Source organism: Streptomyces sp. NPDC007905, assembly GCF_042959345.1.
Classification (GTDB): domain Bacteria; phylum Actinomycetota; class Actinomycetes; order Streptomycetales; family Streptomycetaceae; genus Streptomyces.
Map to the genome: position 1 here is coordinate 133,819 of NZ_JBIBKS010000007.1, position 15,632 is coordinate 149,450.

Consider the following 15,632-nt stretch of genomic DNA (forward strand, 5'->3'; position numbering starts at 1 on the left):
TCCTTCACGCATACCGGACCTTCCGCTCAGATCTTCCCCGCGGAGGGCCGGGTGACTACTCGGAGACGGGGGGCGGTTCCGGCCGTCCTGTACGGGGCTGCCGGTCCGCCGGCCGCTGTGGCGGAATGGGGCCGCCGGCGAAGTCGCGGGGGCCGGTCCACAGCGCGGGTACGGCGTCGCTGCGGCGGCACAGCTCGTACGCGACCGCCTCATAGTTGACCCGCCAGCCCCGGAAGTGCGGCCAGGCCTCCTTCGGGCTGCGTTCCGCCCGGAAGCCTGCCTTACAGATCATGGCCACCGCCTCGTCGAACTCGGCGAACGTCAGCCGGATCGGGTCGCCGGGAGACGGGTCGGGCTCGAAGGGGAGGTGGACCGCGCGGGCGATGTCACGCAGGGCGCTGAACCCGGCGCGCAGCAACAGACGGGCCTCCGGCGGGGCCTGGCGCGGGTCCAGCGCGAGCTGCAGGGCGGCCGCGTCCATGACGGCGACCAGACCGACCAGCCAGCTGCGGTGCGGGCGCGGGGAGCGGAAGGTCAGCAGGATCGGGTACGTGGAGTGGCTCTCACCCATGTCCGAGGCGAGGCGCTCCCACGCGCGGTACAGCTCGGGCAGCGCGGTCTCGGTGTCGACCAGCCACTGCCGGGCGAGGATCTCCGGTCCCCAGGCGGGCTCGCCCGCCCGCGCCTGGAGCAGGGTGACCTCCAGCTCGCGGCGGTTGTAGGCGCTGTAGAGGGTCGGCAGGTAGGCGATCTGCAGGGCGATCAGGACGGGTCCGGTGGCCGCGGCGAGGAAGTCAAGCACGGACAGTTTCAGCCGGGCGCCGCTGGCGAAGCCGAGCGTGAACAGGCTGGAGCCGGCCTCGCGGAAGGCGGGCGCCCACGACAGCGCGGCCACCGTGTGCAGAAGGAGGCCGAAACCGAGCAGGGCCCCGCCGAGCCAGGTGGCGAGCATGCCGATCAGCATCAGCGGGGCGAGCCAGGTCTGTGCGCGGTCGATGGCGTCGTAGCCGCCGCGCAGGGCGGTGAGCCTGAGGAGCCTGCGCAACAGCCACCACAGCCGGAACACCAGCACGGAGTAGAGGCCCCTCGGCACCACCAGGGTGCGGAGGATGCTGCTGAAGACCAGTCCGAGGACCAGTCCGCCGGCTACGCCGGAGATCCATTCCATGCGGGCATTTTGTCGCCTGGCGGGTGGGCCGTCGGGTCCGGGCGCGGCTGCGGGTGCGCTGTGGCAGGGTGCGCCCCTCGGGAAGGCCCCGGCTCACCGTGCCAACAAGGTGCGCACCCCCTGTGAGGTCAGGGTCAAGCCGTGGGCCGAGCTGCCGTCTATCGCCAGGGAGAGGTCGTCGTCGGGCCACTGGGAGGCGAGGGCGCCGAGTGGGATCAGGCGGTAGCGGGAGATGAACGGCAGGAGCTCGGCCATCGTCCCTTCGGAAGTGAACACGGGGACGACCGGCTCGCCCCCGGCCTGTTCGAGGATGGGCAGGGCGACGGTCGAGGCCTCGGCGCCCTCGCCGTCCAGCGCGTCGTCCGGTACCGGGACGAGCACGTCGCTGTGGGCGAGGGTGTCCAGGGCGGCCTGGTCCTCGGCGTTCACGGCCAGCGCGTCGAGCGCCTGCTGGGCCGGCGTCGGAAGGTCGTCGTGTGCGGGTGTCTCCATGGCAGGTCCCCAGGTAGCGGCGGTCGTACGGCCACGCGCAGGCAGACGCCCGGGCGTGCTTCCGCCTCGCGTACCCGGTGGGGCCGCAGGCATGCGTGAGGATTCCGGGGAGGGCCGGCCAGGTCGGACACTCGGGGCGGTCCAGACGGTGGTCGGCGGCGGGGGCGGCATCAGGGTGGGCCGGCGAGGGCTTCGTCGCGCGCACATCCGTACGGGCCGCGGCGGCACGGTCGTACCGGGTCATACCAGGTCAGGGGCACGGTCGTATCGGGTCATGGGGGCGGTCGTACCGGGTCGTGGGCGCCTTCCGGGCGGGTCCGCCTCGTGGGCGTCGATCCGCCGCTCGGAGACCCGCTGCTCGCCATGGTCGGGCCACAGGCCGGCCCGCAGCAGCACCTCGGTGAGCGAGTTCTTGCCCAGTCCTCGTGCGGGCAGCTCCCGAAGCCCGGGCACGGGCGGCAGGAAGTCGCGTTCGTACGACACCCCGGTGCCGTCCGCGACCAGCTCGCGGATCCGCTCCACGCACACGAACGCGTCCTTCTCCAGGCCGCGTTCGCCCGCGAGCCCGTTGTCGTGCGTCCAGCGCACGGCAAGGGTGCGCACCCGGGCCTCGTCCCCCCTGCGGGGCCAGGGCGCGCGCCGGCCGAACCGGTCCTCCAGCGGCGGCCGTCGAAGAGGACGCAGGAGCCCTTTCCGGTCCGCGTGGTGATCAGGCCCTCCTCCGACAGCTCGGCCAGGGCCGCTCGGACGGTCGTCCGGCCGACGCCGAACCGCTGGGCGAATGCGTGTCCGGCCTGGCAGCTGTTGTCCGGCCGGGCGGTGGCCGATGCGGATCTCCCGGGCGAGGATCCGGCTGATCCGCTGGTGCGTGAGCGGGACGCCGGTCATCGCCGGGCCTGTGCGAGCACGTCGTCGATGGTGGTGACCCGGATCAGCGGCCGGTAGAGGTCCAGCGTCCGCAGGGCCCTGAGGTGGGAGTCGTCGTTCACGCCCGCGCAGGCGTCCGCCACCACCAGCACCTCGGTGCCGGCGTCGGCGGCGGCCAGGGCCGTGGACAGCACGCAGCAGTCGGTGCTGACGCCGGCCAGGACCAGACGGCGGTCCGGGCCGACGTGGCCCTCGAGTTCGGGGGTCCATTTACCGAAGGTGGTGGCGTTCACGACATGAGTGGCCCGGTCGGCGAAGTCGTCGGTCAGCTTCCACAGCTCGGCGTCCGGGGGCTGGAGGGCGAAGGGCCACTGGGCGTAGTAGGCGCGCCAGGCACCGGTGGGTTTCCCGGGGGCCAGGAAGCGGGTGAAGACGACACGCTCACCGAAGGGCGGCAGCAGTCGCCGTACGCCCGCGGCCGCGTCGGCGTACCGCGGGGTGGCCCAGGGGCTGCCGGGGTCGGCGAACACGCGCTGCATGTCGATCACGGCCAGCAGACCGGGCGCGGTGGCCCTGGGGGTCATACGCTGTACACCCCCTCGCTCGGCGAGGGGCTCGGCGCCTGCGCCTCCTGCGCGCGCACCCGGCCCCGGCCCAGCAGCAACGTGCCGAGGAAGGTGAGCGCGAGGGCGACGAGGACGCCGAGGTTGGCGTAAGCCCAGGCGCCGGACCTGCCGCCCAGACCGAACGGCTCGAGGAGGTAGCCCTGCCATGTGAGCCAGCTCGCGGCGGTGTTGGTGACCAGGCCCCAGCCGACGGCGGTGGCGCCGAGGGTGAGCAGCAGCGGCAGCGGAGGTACGTCGCCGTAGCGGCCGTGGGGGTGGTACAGGTCGCCCTCGTCGTAGTCGCGGCGGCGCAGCGCGAGGTCGGCGAGCATGACGCCGCACCAGGCGGCGATGGGCACGCCGAGCGTGGTGAGGAAGCCCATGAACTGGCCGAGGAAGGTGCCGGCGAAGAACACGATGTAGACGGCGCCGGCGATCATCAGGACGCCGTCGAGGAGCGCGGCCAGATAGCGGGGCACGCGCAGACCGGCGGAGAGCAGGGCCAGTCCGGAGGAGTAGATGTCGAGGACGGCGCCGCCCACCAGGCCGAGGACGGCGACGACCGCGAAGGGCACCAGGAACCAGGTGGGCAGAATCGTGGTCAGCGCGCCGATCGGATCGGCCGCGATCGTCTTGCTCAGCTTCTCGGAGGAGCCGGCCAGCAGGAGGCCGAAGACGAGCAGGAGCAGCGGGGCCGCGGAGGCCCCGAAGGTGGTCCAGCCGATCACGCCCCGGCTGGAGGAACCGCGGGGCAGATAGCGGGAGTAGTCGGCGGCGGCGTTGACCCAGCCGAGCCCGAAGCCGGTCATCATGAACACGAGCGCCCCGATGAACTCCTGGGCGGAGCCCGCCGGAATCGCGCTGACCGTGCTCCAGTGGATGTGGTCGGCGACCAGGCCGACGTAGACGACGGTGAGCACGCCCGTGATCACGGTGATCCAGGTCTGCAGGTGCATGATCAGGTCGAAGCCCATGACCCCGCCGACCACGGTCAGCGCGGCGACCACCATCAGGGCGACCACCTTGGTCTCCGTGCCGCCGCCCCAGCCCAGCCGGCCGAAGACGGTCGCGGTGGCCATGGTGGCGAGTGCGGTGAGGACGGTCTCCCAGCCGACGGTGAGCACCCAGGAGATCACGGACGGCAGCCGGTTGCCCCGTACGCCGTACGCGGCGCGGCTGAGGACCATCGTGGGCGCCGAGCCGCGCTTGCCGGCGACCGCGATGAAGCCGCACAGCAGGAAGGAGACGACGATGCCGATCACGCCGGCGGCGAGGGCCTGCCAGAAGGAGATGCCGAAACCGAAGGCGAAGGCGCCGTAACTGAGGCCGAGAACAGAGACGTTCGCCCCGAACCAGGGCCAGAACAGCGTGCGCGGGGTGCCCTTGCGCTCCGCGTCCCCGATCACGTCGAGTCCGTGCGTCTCCAACTGGAGCTGACGGCCGTCGGATCTGCGGTCGAGGGGGTCCTGCGGATGCGTCATCGCCCGGCCTGCCTGTCTAGACGTGTCCAGTCGAGGCGAGGCTAAGCCGGTGCCCAGGAGGCGTCAACGGCGCGGAGGCGCCCATGGCAGACGCTGTCCGGCACCGGCCGGCCGGGACCGCTCAGCGGATGAACTCAGTTCTCCCCGGTACGGTCATGACGGCTCCCTCACCCCGTCGTCCCCGTCATCCCCGTCGTCCCCGTCGTTCTCCTCGTCGGTGTCCTCACCCTCGGCCTGGGACGGAGTCGTGCGCGGCGGCTCGGCCGGTTCCGCGTCGTCCCGCTCCGTCCCGCCCTCGGCCTGGGACGGGGTCTGCTCGCTCATGAGGGCCTCCACAGCGGTCGCGTGCCTGTGCCGAAGCCACCGAGTACCCGTCCGGGACGAGTCGCATCATTACGGGAAAAGGGCGAATCCCCCCGGGTCCGGGTACCTGAGCGGTCCGGCGCAGCATGTGGCGCGGCACCCATAGGACCCCTCTCACCGCCCTGGAGGAACCATGGCCGGTGTCAGCCCCACCGATCTGCAGAAGGCCCTGTCGGGCGCGGAGTACCCGGCCGACTCTGACCAGCTCCGCAAGGTCGCCGAGGACAACCACGCGCCCAAGGAGGCCACCAGCGTCCGACTTTTCCAGGGTGGCCGGCCGCCGCGGCCCGGGCCGTGTCAGGCCGGGGTCCGCAGCGTCGCTCCGAGCCGTTCGAAGGCGGTGGGGCGCGGCCGGTCCGTCAGGAAGTCGCTGATGCGCAGGGCGCATTCCTCCGGAGACAGGAGGCCGGTGTCCACGTCGAGGTCGTGCGGCCCGTGGGAGTGCACGTGGTCATACTGCAGGGCGGCCAGTCCCCGTTGCCGGTCACCCCGCTCGCGTTCACGGCGTTCCAGCCCGGGCAGCGGACACCGCGATCAGGACCGTGTCCTCGGGTACGAGCAGATCGAGGAGGTCCAGCAACCGCCGGCGGCGGCTGAGCGGATGGTCCACGACGACGTTGTTGCCGCCGGCCGCCATCCCGGCGACCGCGCCGCGTCTGCCGTGCCCGGGAGGCCGCCCTGCGTGCCGGTCCTGCGGAAGGCACGTCCGCACCAGCGCGTACGCTGCTTGCCGTGTCAGTGTCCCGTCTGCGTCGCGTCGCCGTTCTTGTGCTCGAGGGTGCGAAGCCGCTCGATGTCGGGATTCCCGCGCAGGTGTTCACGACCCGCGCGAGCATGCCGTACGAGGTGCGGGTCTGCGGCGCCACGCCCGGTCTCGTGACCGGCGGCGACGGGCTGTCGTACCACGCCGCCCACGGCCTGGAGGCGCTCGCGTGGGCCGACGTCGTCTTCATCCCCGGCTACCGGTTCCCGGACCGCGACGATCCGCCGCCGGCCGTCGTGGACGCGCTGATCGCCGCCCATGAACGCGGCGCCCGGCTCGCCGCCATCTCCACCGGCGCCTTCGCGCTCGCGGCCACGGGCCTGCTCGACGGCCGACGCGCCACGACGCACTGGCACTACGCGCGGGCGCTGGCGGCGAAGCATCCGCTCGTCCGGGTCGACGAGAACGTGCTGTTCGTGGACGAGGGCAGCGTGCTGACGTCGGCGGGCGCCGCGTCGGGCATCGACCTGTGCCTGCACATCCTGCGCGGCGATCTCGGCGTGGCCGCCTCGAATCACGCGGCCCGGCGCCTGGTCGCGGCCCCGTACCGCAGCGGCGGTCAGGCGCAGTACGTACCCCGTAGTGTGCCGGAGCCGCTCGGCGAGCGGTTCGCCGCCACGCGCGAGTGGGCGCTGCACCGGCTCGGCGAGCCGCTCGGCCTCGAGACGCTCGCCCGGCATGCGGGGGTGTCGGCGCGCACGTTCTCGCGGCGCTTCGCCGAGGACACCGGGTACACACCCATGCAGTGGGTCATGCGCGCCCGCATCGACATGGCCCGTGAGCTGCTGGAACGTTCGGAGCGGAGCGTCGAGCAGATCGCCGCGGACGTCGGCCTCGGCACCGGCGCGAATCTCCGGCTGCACTTCCAGCGCATCCTCGGCACCACGCCGAGCGAGTACCGGCGCACCTTCGCCCAGGGCGAGTAGCCCGCAGGCTGGCGCGATCCTTTCGAACCATGGCGATCGCGCCGCTGTCCCGCTCGGATGCCGCACGCCAACCTGGTGGCGAACCGAAGGGACACCATTCATGACGCGTATCGCCATCAACGGATTCGGCCGCATCGGACGCAATGTGCTGCGCGCCCTGCTCGAACGCGACAGCGACCTCGAGGTCGTCGCCGTGAACGACCTCACCGAACCCGCCACCCTCGCGCGGCTCCTCGCCTACGACACGACGGCCGGCCGGCTCGGCCGCCCGGTGACCGCCGACGGGGACGCCCTCGTCGTGGACGGCCGTCGCATCAGGGTGCTCGCCGAGCGCGAACCGGCGCAGCTGCCGTGGACCGAGCTCGGCGTGGACATCGTGCTCGAGGCGACCGGCCGCTTCACGTCGGCCAAGGCCGCCCGCGCCCACCTCGACGCGGGCGCGAAGAAGGTGCTCGTCAGTGCGCCGTCGGACGGCGCCGACGTCACGCTCGCGTTCGGGGTCAACACGGACGCGTACGACCCGGCCCTGCACACGATCGTCTCGAACGCCTCGTGCACCACCAACGCGCTCGCGCCGCTGGCCGCGGTGCTGGACGAACTCGCCGGCATCGAGCACGGGTTCATGACGACGGTGCATGCCTACACGCAGGAGCAGAACCTGCAGGACGGTCCGCACCGTGACGCCCGCCGTGCCCGCGCGGCCGCGGTCAACATCGTGCCGACGACGACGGGCGCCGCGAAGGCGATCGGCCTGGTGCTGCCGAACCTCGACGGCAAGCTGTCGGGCGACTCGATCCGTGTGCCGGTTCCGGTGGGCTCGATCGTCGAGCTCAACACGACCGTCGCCCGCGACGTGACGCGCGACGACGTGCTGGCGGCGTACCGTGCCGCGGCGGACGGCCCGCTGGCCGGGATCCTGGAGTACTCGGACGACCCGCTCGTGTCGGCCGACATCACGGGCAACCCGGCCTCGTCGATCTTCGACTCGGCCCTCACCCGCGTCGACGGCCGCCACATCAAGGTGGTCGCCTGGTACGACAACGAGTGGGGCTTCTCGAACCGAGTGATCGACACCCTGGAACTCCTCGCCACCCGCTGACCGCCTCCCCAGGGGGCGGCCCCGACGTCCGGCGGCCGCTCCTCGCCGGGCCTTGACGTGGAGCTGGACGGGCTCGGTCCGCACCCGCGTGCAGCACCTGAACGTGCGGGTCCCGTCCCTGGACGACGTGGCCCGGAGCCACCAGCGTGAGCCTGAACTCGGCCAAGGGCGGGCCGTATCCCCGACGACTGCTCCGTCCCTCGTGCCGCCGGTCCGGTCCACCCGCGATCTGACGGTGCCTCCGCTCGACTCGCGGCCGACCGGTGCCGGGCGCACGATGGAGACAGGGGGACTCCGCCCCGCGAGGTGAATCCGATGGGGGGGGAGAGTCCGTCTCGTGAGCCGGTGACCGGCCCGTGGGGCCGGGCCGAGGAGGTCAGCCATGGCCCACACCGAGGTCCAGCCGGGTGGCTTCGAATCGGAGCAGCATCCGTGGAGGATCCGCCTCGTCAAACATCCGAAACGGTTTGAATCAGCGCACTTCAAGGCTGCCAAGAGGACCGCGCAGGAGATCCTGCGCACCATGGACGACCCCGACCTGCCCTACGGGCCCAGGCCCGTCGATCCGGGGCCGGGGCCGAACGGCTCCGAGCACTGGGAGATGCACCACGGGGGCAGCCTGTGGGTCAAGGGACCCGACCGCTGGCTGATGTACCGCGCCCGGGTCGGCATCGAGTGGAGCATGCAGTTCTGCGCCGACCCCGCGAAGGTCGACCGGCTCCGGCAGGAGGCCGCCGCGCTGGTCGACGCCTTCCCGCTCACCCTGCCCGCCCTGGCGGAACTGGGCTACGAGCGCGCCGGGATGCTGCTGCGCACGCCGATCGAGGACGCGGACGGAGTCGAGGCCTGGACCGACTCCCTGTTCAACGCGTGTGTGCCGCTGAGCCGCGGGAACCACCAGGGAATCCTCCCCAAGGTGCCCGGCGAACACCACTACCCCTGGCCGGTGAAGGGCGCGGACTTCGTGCGGTACGACGACTTCCAGCTGTGGGTGACCCTGCCCGACGGGACCCACGGCGCCGTCACGCCGGTGGACCGCCGCGGCTCCGGCGACGGGCACGTCCGTCTGGCCTTCGTCCCCGAGGGCAGTGTCGCCGCCGCGACGATCGCGGAGGCACAGGACCGCGGACTGATGGCCGTGCTGCCGGCCAACAGCACGGTCGCCCTGCAGGCCTTCGCCCAGCAGGTCGGCCCCGGCCGGCGCACCGCCGCCGGTCCGCTGTCCGCCGGCGGGACCCGGCACGGCCGCCGCACGTCCGGCTAGAAGGGGGACGGGCATGGCTCGCGCGATCGTCGTCTGCCTCGACGGGTCGGGCAATCAGGTGGGCGCGAACCACCCCACCAACGTGGTCCGGTTGATGGAGATGCTCGACGCCGACGATCCGGCACACCAACTCGTCTACTACGACCCCGGCGTCGGGACCATGTCGTCGGCGACCACCCACGGACCGGTCGGCCGCCGGCTCTCCCGTCTGTGCGGCCTCGCCTTCGGCAGCGGGCTGCGGACCAATCTCGCCGAGGCGTACACGTACCTCATGCGGTACTGGCAACCGGGCGACCTGGTGCACGTGTTCGGCTTCAGCCGAGGCGCCTACACCGCCCGGGCGCTCGTCGGGATGCTCAACAAGCCCGGCCTCATGCGTCCGGGCTCGGAGAACCTGGTGCCGTACGCCGTGGCGAAGTACGCCTTCAACCAGGACATCGACCGGAGCGAGAAGGAAGTGGCGCGGTTCTCGCACGCGTTCTGCCGGCGGACGGACAACGAGCCGCTGTGGGCGCAGGTGAAGCAGAACGATCCGCGGCAGGTCTCGCACCACGCCCTGCCGGTGGCCTACCTCGGTGTCTGGGACACCGTGAAGGCGGCCGGCCTCCTGCGACTGGGCGATCTGCAGTGGCCGTACACCCACCAGCTGCCCAACGCGGCCCGCATCCGGCACGCCGTGTCGCTCGACGAGACCCGCCGGCCGTACCGCGCGTTCCCGGTGACGCGCCGCCCGGCGCCGCGTCAGGCAACCGCGGAGGAGGTCTGGTTCGCGGGAGTGCACTCCGATGTCGGCGGCACCTTCGCGCATGCCGAGGACCAGCCTCTGCTCTCCACGATCCCGCTGAAGTGGATCACCGACGCCGTCACGCAGAACCTGGTGTTCCGGCCCCGGGCCTACGGCACGGCCTGCGCGGTCACCGAGGACTTCGCCGGTGCTCCGGTCCACGACAACGGCCCGCTGTGGATCCTCGTCGGCCGCCGCTCCCGGACCCTGCCCGACGACGCCGTACTGCACGCCAGCGTCAGGCTGCGACGGGAGCGGGATCCCGGATACCGCCCGGATCTGCCCGATCCGCAGGAGCCGGCACGCTGGGCCGACCCCGACTGGACCAAACCGGTTCCCCCGCCCGGCGGTTGAGCGGACGCCCCGTCCCGGGACGTATCCGAAGAGGGTCTTGGGATCACGCCCGGGCCGGGCTTCGAGGTCCGGGCCCGCCGGAGGTCGCCAGGGGTTGCGCGCGGGCGATGAGAAGGGCGACGTCGTCGTGGCCGGCAGGGTCACGGAGCTGCTCCAGCAGTCGGTTGCAGGTCTCCTCCACGGAGCGGCACGGCGGTGACAGCAGAGCGAGGAGATCTGCCAGGCGTTCGTCGATGGGGTCGTTGCGGGTTTCGACCAGTCCGTCGGTGTACAGCACGAGGTCGTCGCCGGGCGCCAGGTCGAGGGTGGTGGTCTCGAAGGGCACACCCCCGACTCCCAACGGGGTGCCGGTGGGGAGGTCGAGGAGTTCGGGGGGCCTGCCGACCCGGACCAGTACCGGGGGCAGATGGCCGGCGGAGGCCACCTCGAGGCGGCAGCGGTACGGGTCGTAGACCGCGTAGAGGCAGGTCGCGATGTAGGGATCCAGACCGTGAGTGATCTTGTCCAGGTGGGTGAGGATACGGGCGGGGTCGAGGTCGAGGTCGGCGAGGGTGGAAGTGGCGGTGCGCAGGCGGCCCATGGTGGTCGCGGCCGGGATTCCGCTGCCCATGACGTCGCCCACCGCGAGGGCGGTTCGGTCACCGTCGAGCGGGATGACGTCGTACCAGTCGCCGCCGACCTCGCTGAAGGCCTGCGCGGGCCGGTACCGGGCGGCGACCTCGAGGCCGGGACGGTGGGGCGGGAGCTGCGGGAGCAGGCTGCGTTGGAGGGTCTCGGCGGCGCTGCGGATGTGCTGGTGCAGGACGGCGTTGTCGATGCTCAGAGCGGCGGACGAGGCGAGCTCACAGGCGAGGGTGAGGTCGTCCTGGTCGAACGGCACGGGGTTGCGGGCACGGGCCAGGCCCATGACGCCGATGATCTGTCCGCGGGCGATGAGCGGGACCGCCATGTCGGTGTGGACACCGGCCCGGGCGAGCAGGCGGGCGGCGTCGGAGTCGGCCGCGATGCGGGTGAGGTCGCTGCCGTCCAGGTGGGTGACCAGCTGGGGGCGGCGGGTGCGGATGCAATGGGCCGCGGGGTGGTCGGCGTGGTAGGTGGTGAGGCTGCCGGGCGGAACGATCGCCTGGGCGGCGTCGGTGGGGTAGGCGGTTTTCACCGCCAGGGCGCGGAAGAGTGCCGGGCCCTCGCCGAGGTCCGTGCGGCCCGTCCGCAGGACGGAGTCCAGGAGATCCACCGCGACCATGTCGGCCAGGTCGGGCACGAGGACGTCGGCCAGTTCCTGCGCGGTCCGCTCCACCTCCAGGGTGGTGCCGATTCTGGCCGAGCCGTTGGCCATCAGGCGCAACCGCTGCTGGGCCCGGTCGGCTTCTCTGGCCGCCTGGTACCGGTCGGTGACGTCGACCACCACGTTGGCGATGCCCAGTGCGTGCCCGTTGTGGTCCTCCAGTCGATAGATCGACACCGCCCAGGCGTGTTCACGCTCCGGATCGGCGGCAGTGCGGCCCACCACCTGCTGGTCCACCACGGGAAGGCCCGTTTCCAGGACCTGCCGCATCACGGCCTCCGCACTCACGAAGGGTGCACCGGGCAGGATCTCGCGGAAGCTCCGGCCCACGTGGTTGCCCTCGGGGACGCCGTGCATCCCTGCGAGGGCCGGATTGATGGCCAGATACCGCAGATCGGTGTCCAGGACGGCAAGCCCGATCGGCGCCTGGGTGACCAGCCGGGTGGACAAGGCCACGTTGCGCTCCACCTGCCGCAGGGTCGACCGGTCGGTGGCCAGCCCCAGGGCGTAGTGGTCGCCGAGGTTGTCCGTGAGGCGCATGTTGCGGAACTCGACCATCCGCGTGCTGCCGTCCTTGTGCCGGACGGGGAACGCCCCTGCCCAGCCCCGGCCGGTCTCCATCACCTCGGCGAAGAGCGTGACCGCCGCATCCTGGTGTTCGGGGTGGAGGAGCAGGGTCGCCGCGTACTGGCCGACCGCCTCGCTGCGGGCATAGCCGAACAGTTCCTCGGCCTGCGGGCTCCACATGTCGATCCGGCCGTCGGCCTCCAGCAGCACCGCGGCGACGCCCAGCAGGTCCATCAGCCCACTGGGGTCAGCCGCGCCGGCCGCGGGCTGATCCGCCTGCTCCGGGCGCTGCTCCGCTCGCCTCATCGCACTCGCTCCTTCCACCTGCCGAACCCGCCTCACCACGCAGATCAGGTGAAACGGTCTTCCCGCAGGTCAGCGGCGCCCATCCACGATGCGGCACGGGACCTTCGGCAGGTCATCACTTCACACCTACCCTCTTGGGCGACATGTGGGCGTGCCCGTCCTGGTCCCCCTCCGGTGGCCCGCGGGGAGAAGTGGTGCGGGCTTGTGGGGTCCGGCTCCGTCAGGTCGCCGGGGTGGCGGCCCGGCAGTCGGGGCACAGACCCCAGAAGGTCACGGCCGCCTCCTTGATGTCGTACTCCTGCGGAAGCTGTGGTTCCAGGCAGGGAGCCGCGCCCACCGTGCAGGTGACGTCGCGGACGGCGCCACAGCGGCGGCACACGAAGTGGTGGTGGTTGTCGTGGTGCTCGATCTCGTAGCGGGCGGGGTGACCGGGGATGAGGGTGCACCGGACCAGTCCGGCGTCCGTGAGCGCACGCAGCACGTTGTACGTGGCCTGCAGGGACAGACCGCCCGTGACCCGGCGAGCGCGCTCGCGCAGGGCATCGGCTTCGAGGTGGCCGGCCGACTCGGAGATCGTCATCAGCATGGCCATGCGCTGGGCGGTCACCCGCATGCCCGCAGCGCGCAGTCGTGCCGCGGCCAGCGCCATCGGTTCCTCGCCGGTCGTCGCGGTGGTCATGCGGCCTCGCCCTTCAGTGCGACCGGGCCGTTCACGACGCTGTCGTCCCCCCACAGTGCGTGCTCGTCCACGAGTCCCGTACCCTCCAGCCCTGGCGTGTCCGCCTCGACGGAGAGTTCGAACCACACGGTCTTGCCCATGGCCGGCCCTCGCTCACAGCCCCACCGTGCGGCCAGCATCTCCACGAGCGCCAGCCCGCGGCCGCCCTCGTCCTCGGGGCCGGCGTCGGTGGGTCGCGGAGGGCGCGAAGAACCGTCACCGACCGAACAGCGCAGGGCCGGGACCCGCTCGAGGGTGAGCCGCAGCGGGCCGGCGCCGTGCCGCAGCGCATTGCACACCAGCTCGCTCACCAGCAGTTCGGCAACCGGGACCAGTGCACCGAGTCCCCATCGGGGCAGTGCCTCGCGCACGGCGGCCCTCGCCAGTCCGCACGCGGTCGGCGACCACGGCAGAGACCGGGGGCCGGTCTCGAACGAGCCAGGGTCAGCCGTGTCAGGGATCCTTCCACCCGAGCGGGAATGTCGAGGGATGGTGCGAGTCATCGGGCAGCCCTTCGGGGGACGGTTGCCTTCTCTTTCTCGACGGTACGCGTTCTCTGGAGTCAGTCAAGTTTGTGGAGAGAGGCAATTTCCCTGATCGATGCCATCCGCTGAAGAAGGTCCGCGTCGGCTCCTCACGCGGTGGGGGCGGGCCCGAGCGGCCGCAGGCCCGCCCCCGGCCGCGTCTCAGACGCCTACGGGCTTGCCCGGGCCCGGGACATTGCGGAAGCGGAACGGCTCCGGCTCGCGGCCGGCCTGGATGAACCAGCACTCCCCCGTGCCGTCGCCGGTGACGATCCGCAGCACCGTGTCCGCGACGGCCTCAGCCGGTATGACCGGCAGCCCCTGCTCGGACAGCATGCCGCGCAGGTGGTCGATGATGCGCGACTCGGCGAACCCCGGGCAGACCGCGTTGAAGCGCACGTTCTCCGGGGCGAGAGCCGGCCCCAGGGAGCGTGCGAGTCCCACGACCGCGTGCTTGTTGGCCGCGTACAGCGGATCGAACGGCACCGCGGCCAGGCCCGCCAGGGACGCGGTCGCCACGATCGATCCACCGCCGCGGGCCCGCAGGGCGGGCAGCACCGCGTGGGTGCCGTAGACCACGCCGTCGAGGTTGGCGCCCATCGCCCGCCGGTAGCGCACCGGGTCGAAGTCCTCGCCGACGCCGCACCCGGTCGCCACGCCCGCGTTGAGCAGCGCGATGTCGACACCGCCGTACCGCTCCTGGGTGAACTCCACCAGAGCGCGGTTGGCGTCGAGGTCGGAGACGTCACAGGCGCGGAAGTCGCCGTCGACCAGGGCGGCCACCTCCCGCCCGCCCTCCGCGTCGAGGTCGGCGACGACCACGCGTGCCCCCGCCCCCGCCAGGGCCAGCGCCGAGGCGCGGCCCAGTCCGCTGGCAGCGCCGGTGACGATCGCCACCTTGCCCTGGAGCGCCGCCGCGCCGTCCGCCTGCTCCCGCGGGGTGGCGGCCCCGCTCTCGGCGGCGGTCATGCCAGCTCCAGCACGAGCTTGCCGACGTTCTCCCCGCGGAAGAGCATCTGCAACGTCTCGGGGAAGTCGTCCACGGTGCCCCTCACCACGTGTTCCTTGACCTTGATGCGGCCGTCGCCGATCAGGGCGGATATCTCCCGCGCGGCCTCCGCGTAGCGCTTGGCGTAGTCGAAGACGACGAAGCCCTCCATGCGGGCGCGGCGCACCAGCAGCGAGAGGTAGTTGGACGGGCCCTTGACCGGCGTGGCGTTGTTGTACTGGCTGATCGCACCGCAGACGACGACGCGCGCGTGCATCGCCAGCCGGGTCAGGGCGGTGTCGAGGATGTCCCCGCCGACGTTGTCGAAGTAGACGTCGATGCCGTCGGGGGCGTGCTCGCGCAGCGCCTTCTTGAGGTCGTCGGTCCGGTAGTCGATCGCCGCGTCGAAGCCCAGTTCGTCGGTGAGCATGGCGCACTTCTCCGGCCCGCCGGCGATGCCCACGACCCGGCAGCCCCTGGCCTTCGCGAGCTGACCCACGATGGTGCCGACCGCGCCGGCCGCGCCGGAGACCACGACGGTCTCGCCGTCCTGCAGTGCGCCGACGTCCAGCAGACCGAAGTAGGCGGTCATGCCGGGCATGCCCAGCGCGCCCAGATAGGTCGAGGGCGGCGCGAGGGAGGTGTCGATCTTCAGGGCGCCCCGGCCGTCGGAGACCACGTGCTCCTGGACGCCGAAGGTGCCGACGACATGGTCGCCGGGCTGGAAGTCGGGGTGGTTGGATGCGGTGACCTCGATGACCGACCCGGCGCGCATCACCTCGCCGATGCCGACCGGCGGCAGATAGGAGGGGCGGTCGTCCAGCCAGCCCCGCATGGCCGGGTCCAGGGAGATGGCGCGCGTCCGGCCCGCGAACCGGCCCGGGCCCGGTTCCTCGACGGGTTCGGAACGGTGCTCCCAGTCTTCGCGTTTCACATCGCCCACGGGGCGGGCGGCCAGACGGATCTGGCGGTTGGTCGTGGACATCACGCCTCCTGTCGTTCACACCTTCCCGCGACCATACCGACCAGTAGGTACGTCGTTGGGCGTGACATTCGCCACAGGCCGTCCGAGCGTGCG

At 72.1% G+C, this 15,632-nt stretch carries 14 protein-coding genes and 2 pseudogenes; 4 read left to right on the top strand and 12 right to left on the bottom strand.

The genetic code is table 11. The annotated features are described in order from the left end of the window. Positions 1-55 precede the first annotated feature (55 nt). From ACFZDC_RS14620 to ACFZDC_RS14650, 7 genes and pseudogenes are all read right to left on the bottom strand, one after another. Positions 56-1,168 (bottom strand): hypothetical protein, encoded by a 1,113-nt coding sequence (locus tag ACFZDC_RS14620; RefSeq protein WP_391323687.1) that lies wholly within the window; start codon positions 1,166-1,168, stop codon positions 56-58. 93 nt (positions 1,169-1,261) lie between these two features. After that, a complete protein-coding gene (locus tag ACFZDC_RS14625; RefSeq protein ID WP_391323689.1) occupies positions 1,262-1,660 on the bottom strand; it encodes an SseB family protein in 399 nt (132 codons plus the stop codon). 240 nt (positions 1,661-1,900) lie between these two features. Beyond that, the gene (locus ACFZDC_RS14630; RefSeq protein WP_391323691.1) at positions 1,901-2,263 is read right to left on the bottom strand and encodes a hypothetical protein; all 363 of its coding nucleotides are present in this window, start codon (positions 2,261-2,263) and stop codon (positions 1,901-1,903) included. A 281-nt stretch (positions 2,264-2,544) separates the two neighbouring features. Continuing rightward, on the bottom strand, positions 2,545-3,111 hold the full coding sequence (locus ACFZDC_RS14635; protein WP_391323692.1) for an isochorismatase family protein: 567 nt from the start codon (positions 3,109-3,111) through the stop codon (positions 2,545-2,547). Continuing rightward, positions 3,108-4,613: a cytosine permease gene (locus tag ACFZDC_RS14640; RefSeq protein WP_391323694.1), complete on the bottom strand. Its 1,506-nt coding sequence runs from the start codon at positions 4,611-4,613 to the stop codon at positions 3,108-3,110. Before ACFZDC_RS14640 ends, ACFZDC_RS14635 begins: the two co-directional genes overlap by 4 nt. Positions 4,614-4,766: 153 nt before the next feature. Further along, positions 4,767-4,937 (bottom strand): hypothetical protein, encoded by a 171-nt coding sequence (locus ACFZDC_RS14645; RefSeq protein ID WP_391323696.1) that lies wholly within the window; start codon positions 4,935-4,937, stop codon positions 4,767-4,769. A gap of 336 nt (positions 4,938-5,273) precedes the next feature. Then, positions 5,274-5,613 (bottom strand): annotated as a pseudogene (locus tag ACFZDC_RS14650) (hypothetical protein). Between the two features lie 95 nt (positions 5,614-5,708). Between ACFZDC_RS14650 and ACFZDC_RS14655 the strand changes: the two are divergent. The 4 genes and pseudogenes from ACFZDC_RS14655 (at position 5,709) to ACFZDC_RS14670 (ending at position 10,166) form a co-directional block, all read left to right on the top strand. Continuing rightward, positions 5,709-6,665, top strand: coding sequence for a helix-turn-helix domain-containing protein (locus tag ACFZDC_RS14655; protein ID WP_391323698.1), 957 nt, complete (start codon positions 5,709-5,711; stop codon positions 6,663-6,665). 100 nt (positions 6,666-6,765) lie between these two features. Then, positions 6,766-7,764: a type I glyceraldehyde-3-phosphate dehydrogenase gene (gene gap / locus ACFZDC_RS14660; protein WP_391323701.1), complete on the top strand. Its 999-nt coding sequence runs from the start codon at positions 6,766-6,768 to the stop codon at positions 7,762-7,764. A gap of 364 nt (positions 7,765-8,128) precedes the next feature. Then, positions 8,129-9,028, top strand: a pseudogene (locus ACFZDC_RS14665) (DUF6424 family protein); the annotation flags it as partial. A gap of 13 nt (positions 9,029-9,041) precedes the next feature. Further along, positions 9,042-10,166, top strand: a complete 1,125-nt coding sequence (locus tag ACFZDC_RS14670) for a phospholipase effector Tle1 domain-containing protein (RefSeq protein ID WP_391323703.1) — start codon at positions 9,042-9,044, stop codon at positions 10,164-10,166. 43 nt (positions 10,167-10,209) lie between these two features. Here the strand turns inward: ACFZDC_RS14670 and ACFZDC_RS14675 are convergent, their stop codons facing one another. The 5 genes from ACFZDC_RS14675 to ACFZDC_RS14695 all read right to left on the bottom strand — a co-directional run bounded on the left by ACFZDC_RS14675 (position 10,210) and on the right by ACFZDC_RS14695 (position 15,539). Continuing rightward, positions 10,210-12,324 carry a SpoIIE family protein phosphatase gene (locus ACFZDC_RS14675; protein WP_391323705.1) on the bottom strand — a complete coding sequence of 705 codons (2,115 nt, stop codon included), beginning with the start codon at positions 12,322-12,324 and terminating at the stop codon, positions 10,210-10,212. A gap of 220 nt (positions 12,325-12,544) precedes the next feature. Continuing rightward, positions 12,545-13,003, bottom strand: coding sequence for a transcriptional repressor (locus tag ACFZDC_RS14680; protein ID WP_391323707.1), 459 nt, complete (start codon positions 13,001-13,003; stop codon positions 12,545-12,547). Next, positions 13,000-13,545, bottom strand: a complete 546-nt coding sequence (locus tag ACFZDC_RS14685) for an ATP-binding protein (RefSeq protein WP_391323710.1) — start codon at positions 13,543-13,545, stop codon at positions 13,000-13,002. The genes ACFZDC_RS14680 and ACFZDC_RS14685 overlap by 4 nt, the downstream gene beginning before the upstream one ends. 183 nt (positions 13,546-13,728) lie before the next feature. Continuing rightward, entirely contained in the window at positions 13,729-14,535 is an 807-nt protein-coding gene (locus ACFZDC_RS14690; RefSeq protein WP_391323712.1) for an SDR family NAD(P)-dependent oxidoreductase, read from the bottom strand. Beyond that, a complete protein-coding gene (locus ACFZDC_RS14695) occupies positions 14,532-15,539 on the bottom strand; it encodes a zinc-binding dehydrogenase (protein WP_391323714.1) in 1,008 nt (335 codons plus the stop codon). The genes ACFZDC_RS14690 and ACFZDC_RS14695 overlap by 4 nt, the downstream gene beginning before the upstream one ends. Positions 15,540-15,632: the final 93 nt, after the last annotated feature.

Coding starts and splice junctions, on each gene's coding strand:
- ACFZDC_RS14620 (WP_391323687.1), bottom strand. CDS start 1,168: ATGGAATGGATCTCCGGCGTAGCCGGCGGACTGGTCCTCGGACTGGTC.
- ACFZDC_RS14625 (WP_391323689.1), bottom strand. CDS start 1,660: ATGGAGACACCCGCACACGACGACCTTCCGACGCCGGCCCAGCAGGCG.
- ACFZDC_RS14635 (WP_391323692.1), bottom strand. CDS start 3,111: ATGACCCCCAGGGCCACCGCGCCCGGTCTGCTGGCCGTGATCGACATG.
- ACFZDC_RS14640 (WP_391323694.1), bottom strand. CDS start 4,613: ATGACGCATCCGCAGGACCCCCTCGACCGCAGATCCGACGGCCGTCAG.
- ACFZDC_RS14645 (WP_391323696.1), bottom strand. CDS start 4,937: ATGAGCGAGCAGACCCCGTCCCAGGCCGAGGGCGGGACGGAGCGGGAC.
- gap (WP_391323701.1), top strand. CDS start 6,766: ATGACGCGTATCGCCATCAACGGATTCGGCCGCATCGGACGCAATGTG.
- ACFZDC_RS14670 (WP_391323703.1), top strand. CDS start 9,042: ATGGCTCGCGCGATCGTCGTCTGCCTCGACGGGTCGGGCAATCAGGTG.
- ACFZDC_RS14675 (WP_391323705.1), bottom strand. CDS start 12,324: ATGAGGCGAGCGGAGCAGCGCCCGGAGCAGGCGGATCAGCCCGCGGCC.
- ACFZDC_RS14680 (WP_391323707.1), bottom strand. CDS start 13,003: ATGACCACCGCGACGACCGGCGAGGAACCGATGGCGCTGGCCGCGGCA.
- ACFZDC_RS14685 (WP_391323710.1), bottom strand. CDS start 13,545: ATGACTCGCACCATCCCTCGACATTCCCGCTCGGGTGGAAGGATCCCT.
- ACFZDC_RS14690 (WP_391323712.1), bottom strand. CDS start 14,535: ATGACCGCCGCCGAGAGCGGGGCCGCCACCCCGCGGGAGCAGGCGGAC.
- ACFZDC_RS14695 (WP_391323714.1), bottom strand. CDS start 15,539: ATGTCCACGACCAACCGCCAGATCCGTCTGGCCGCCCGCCCCGTGGGC.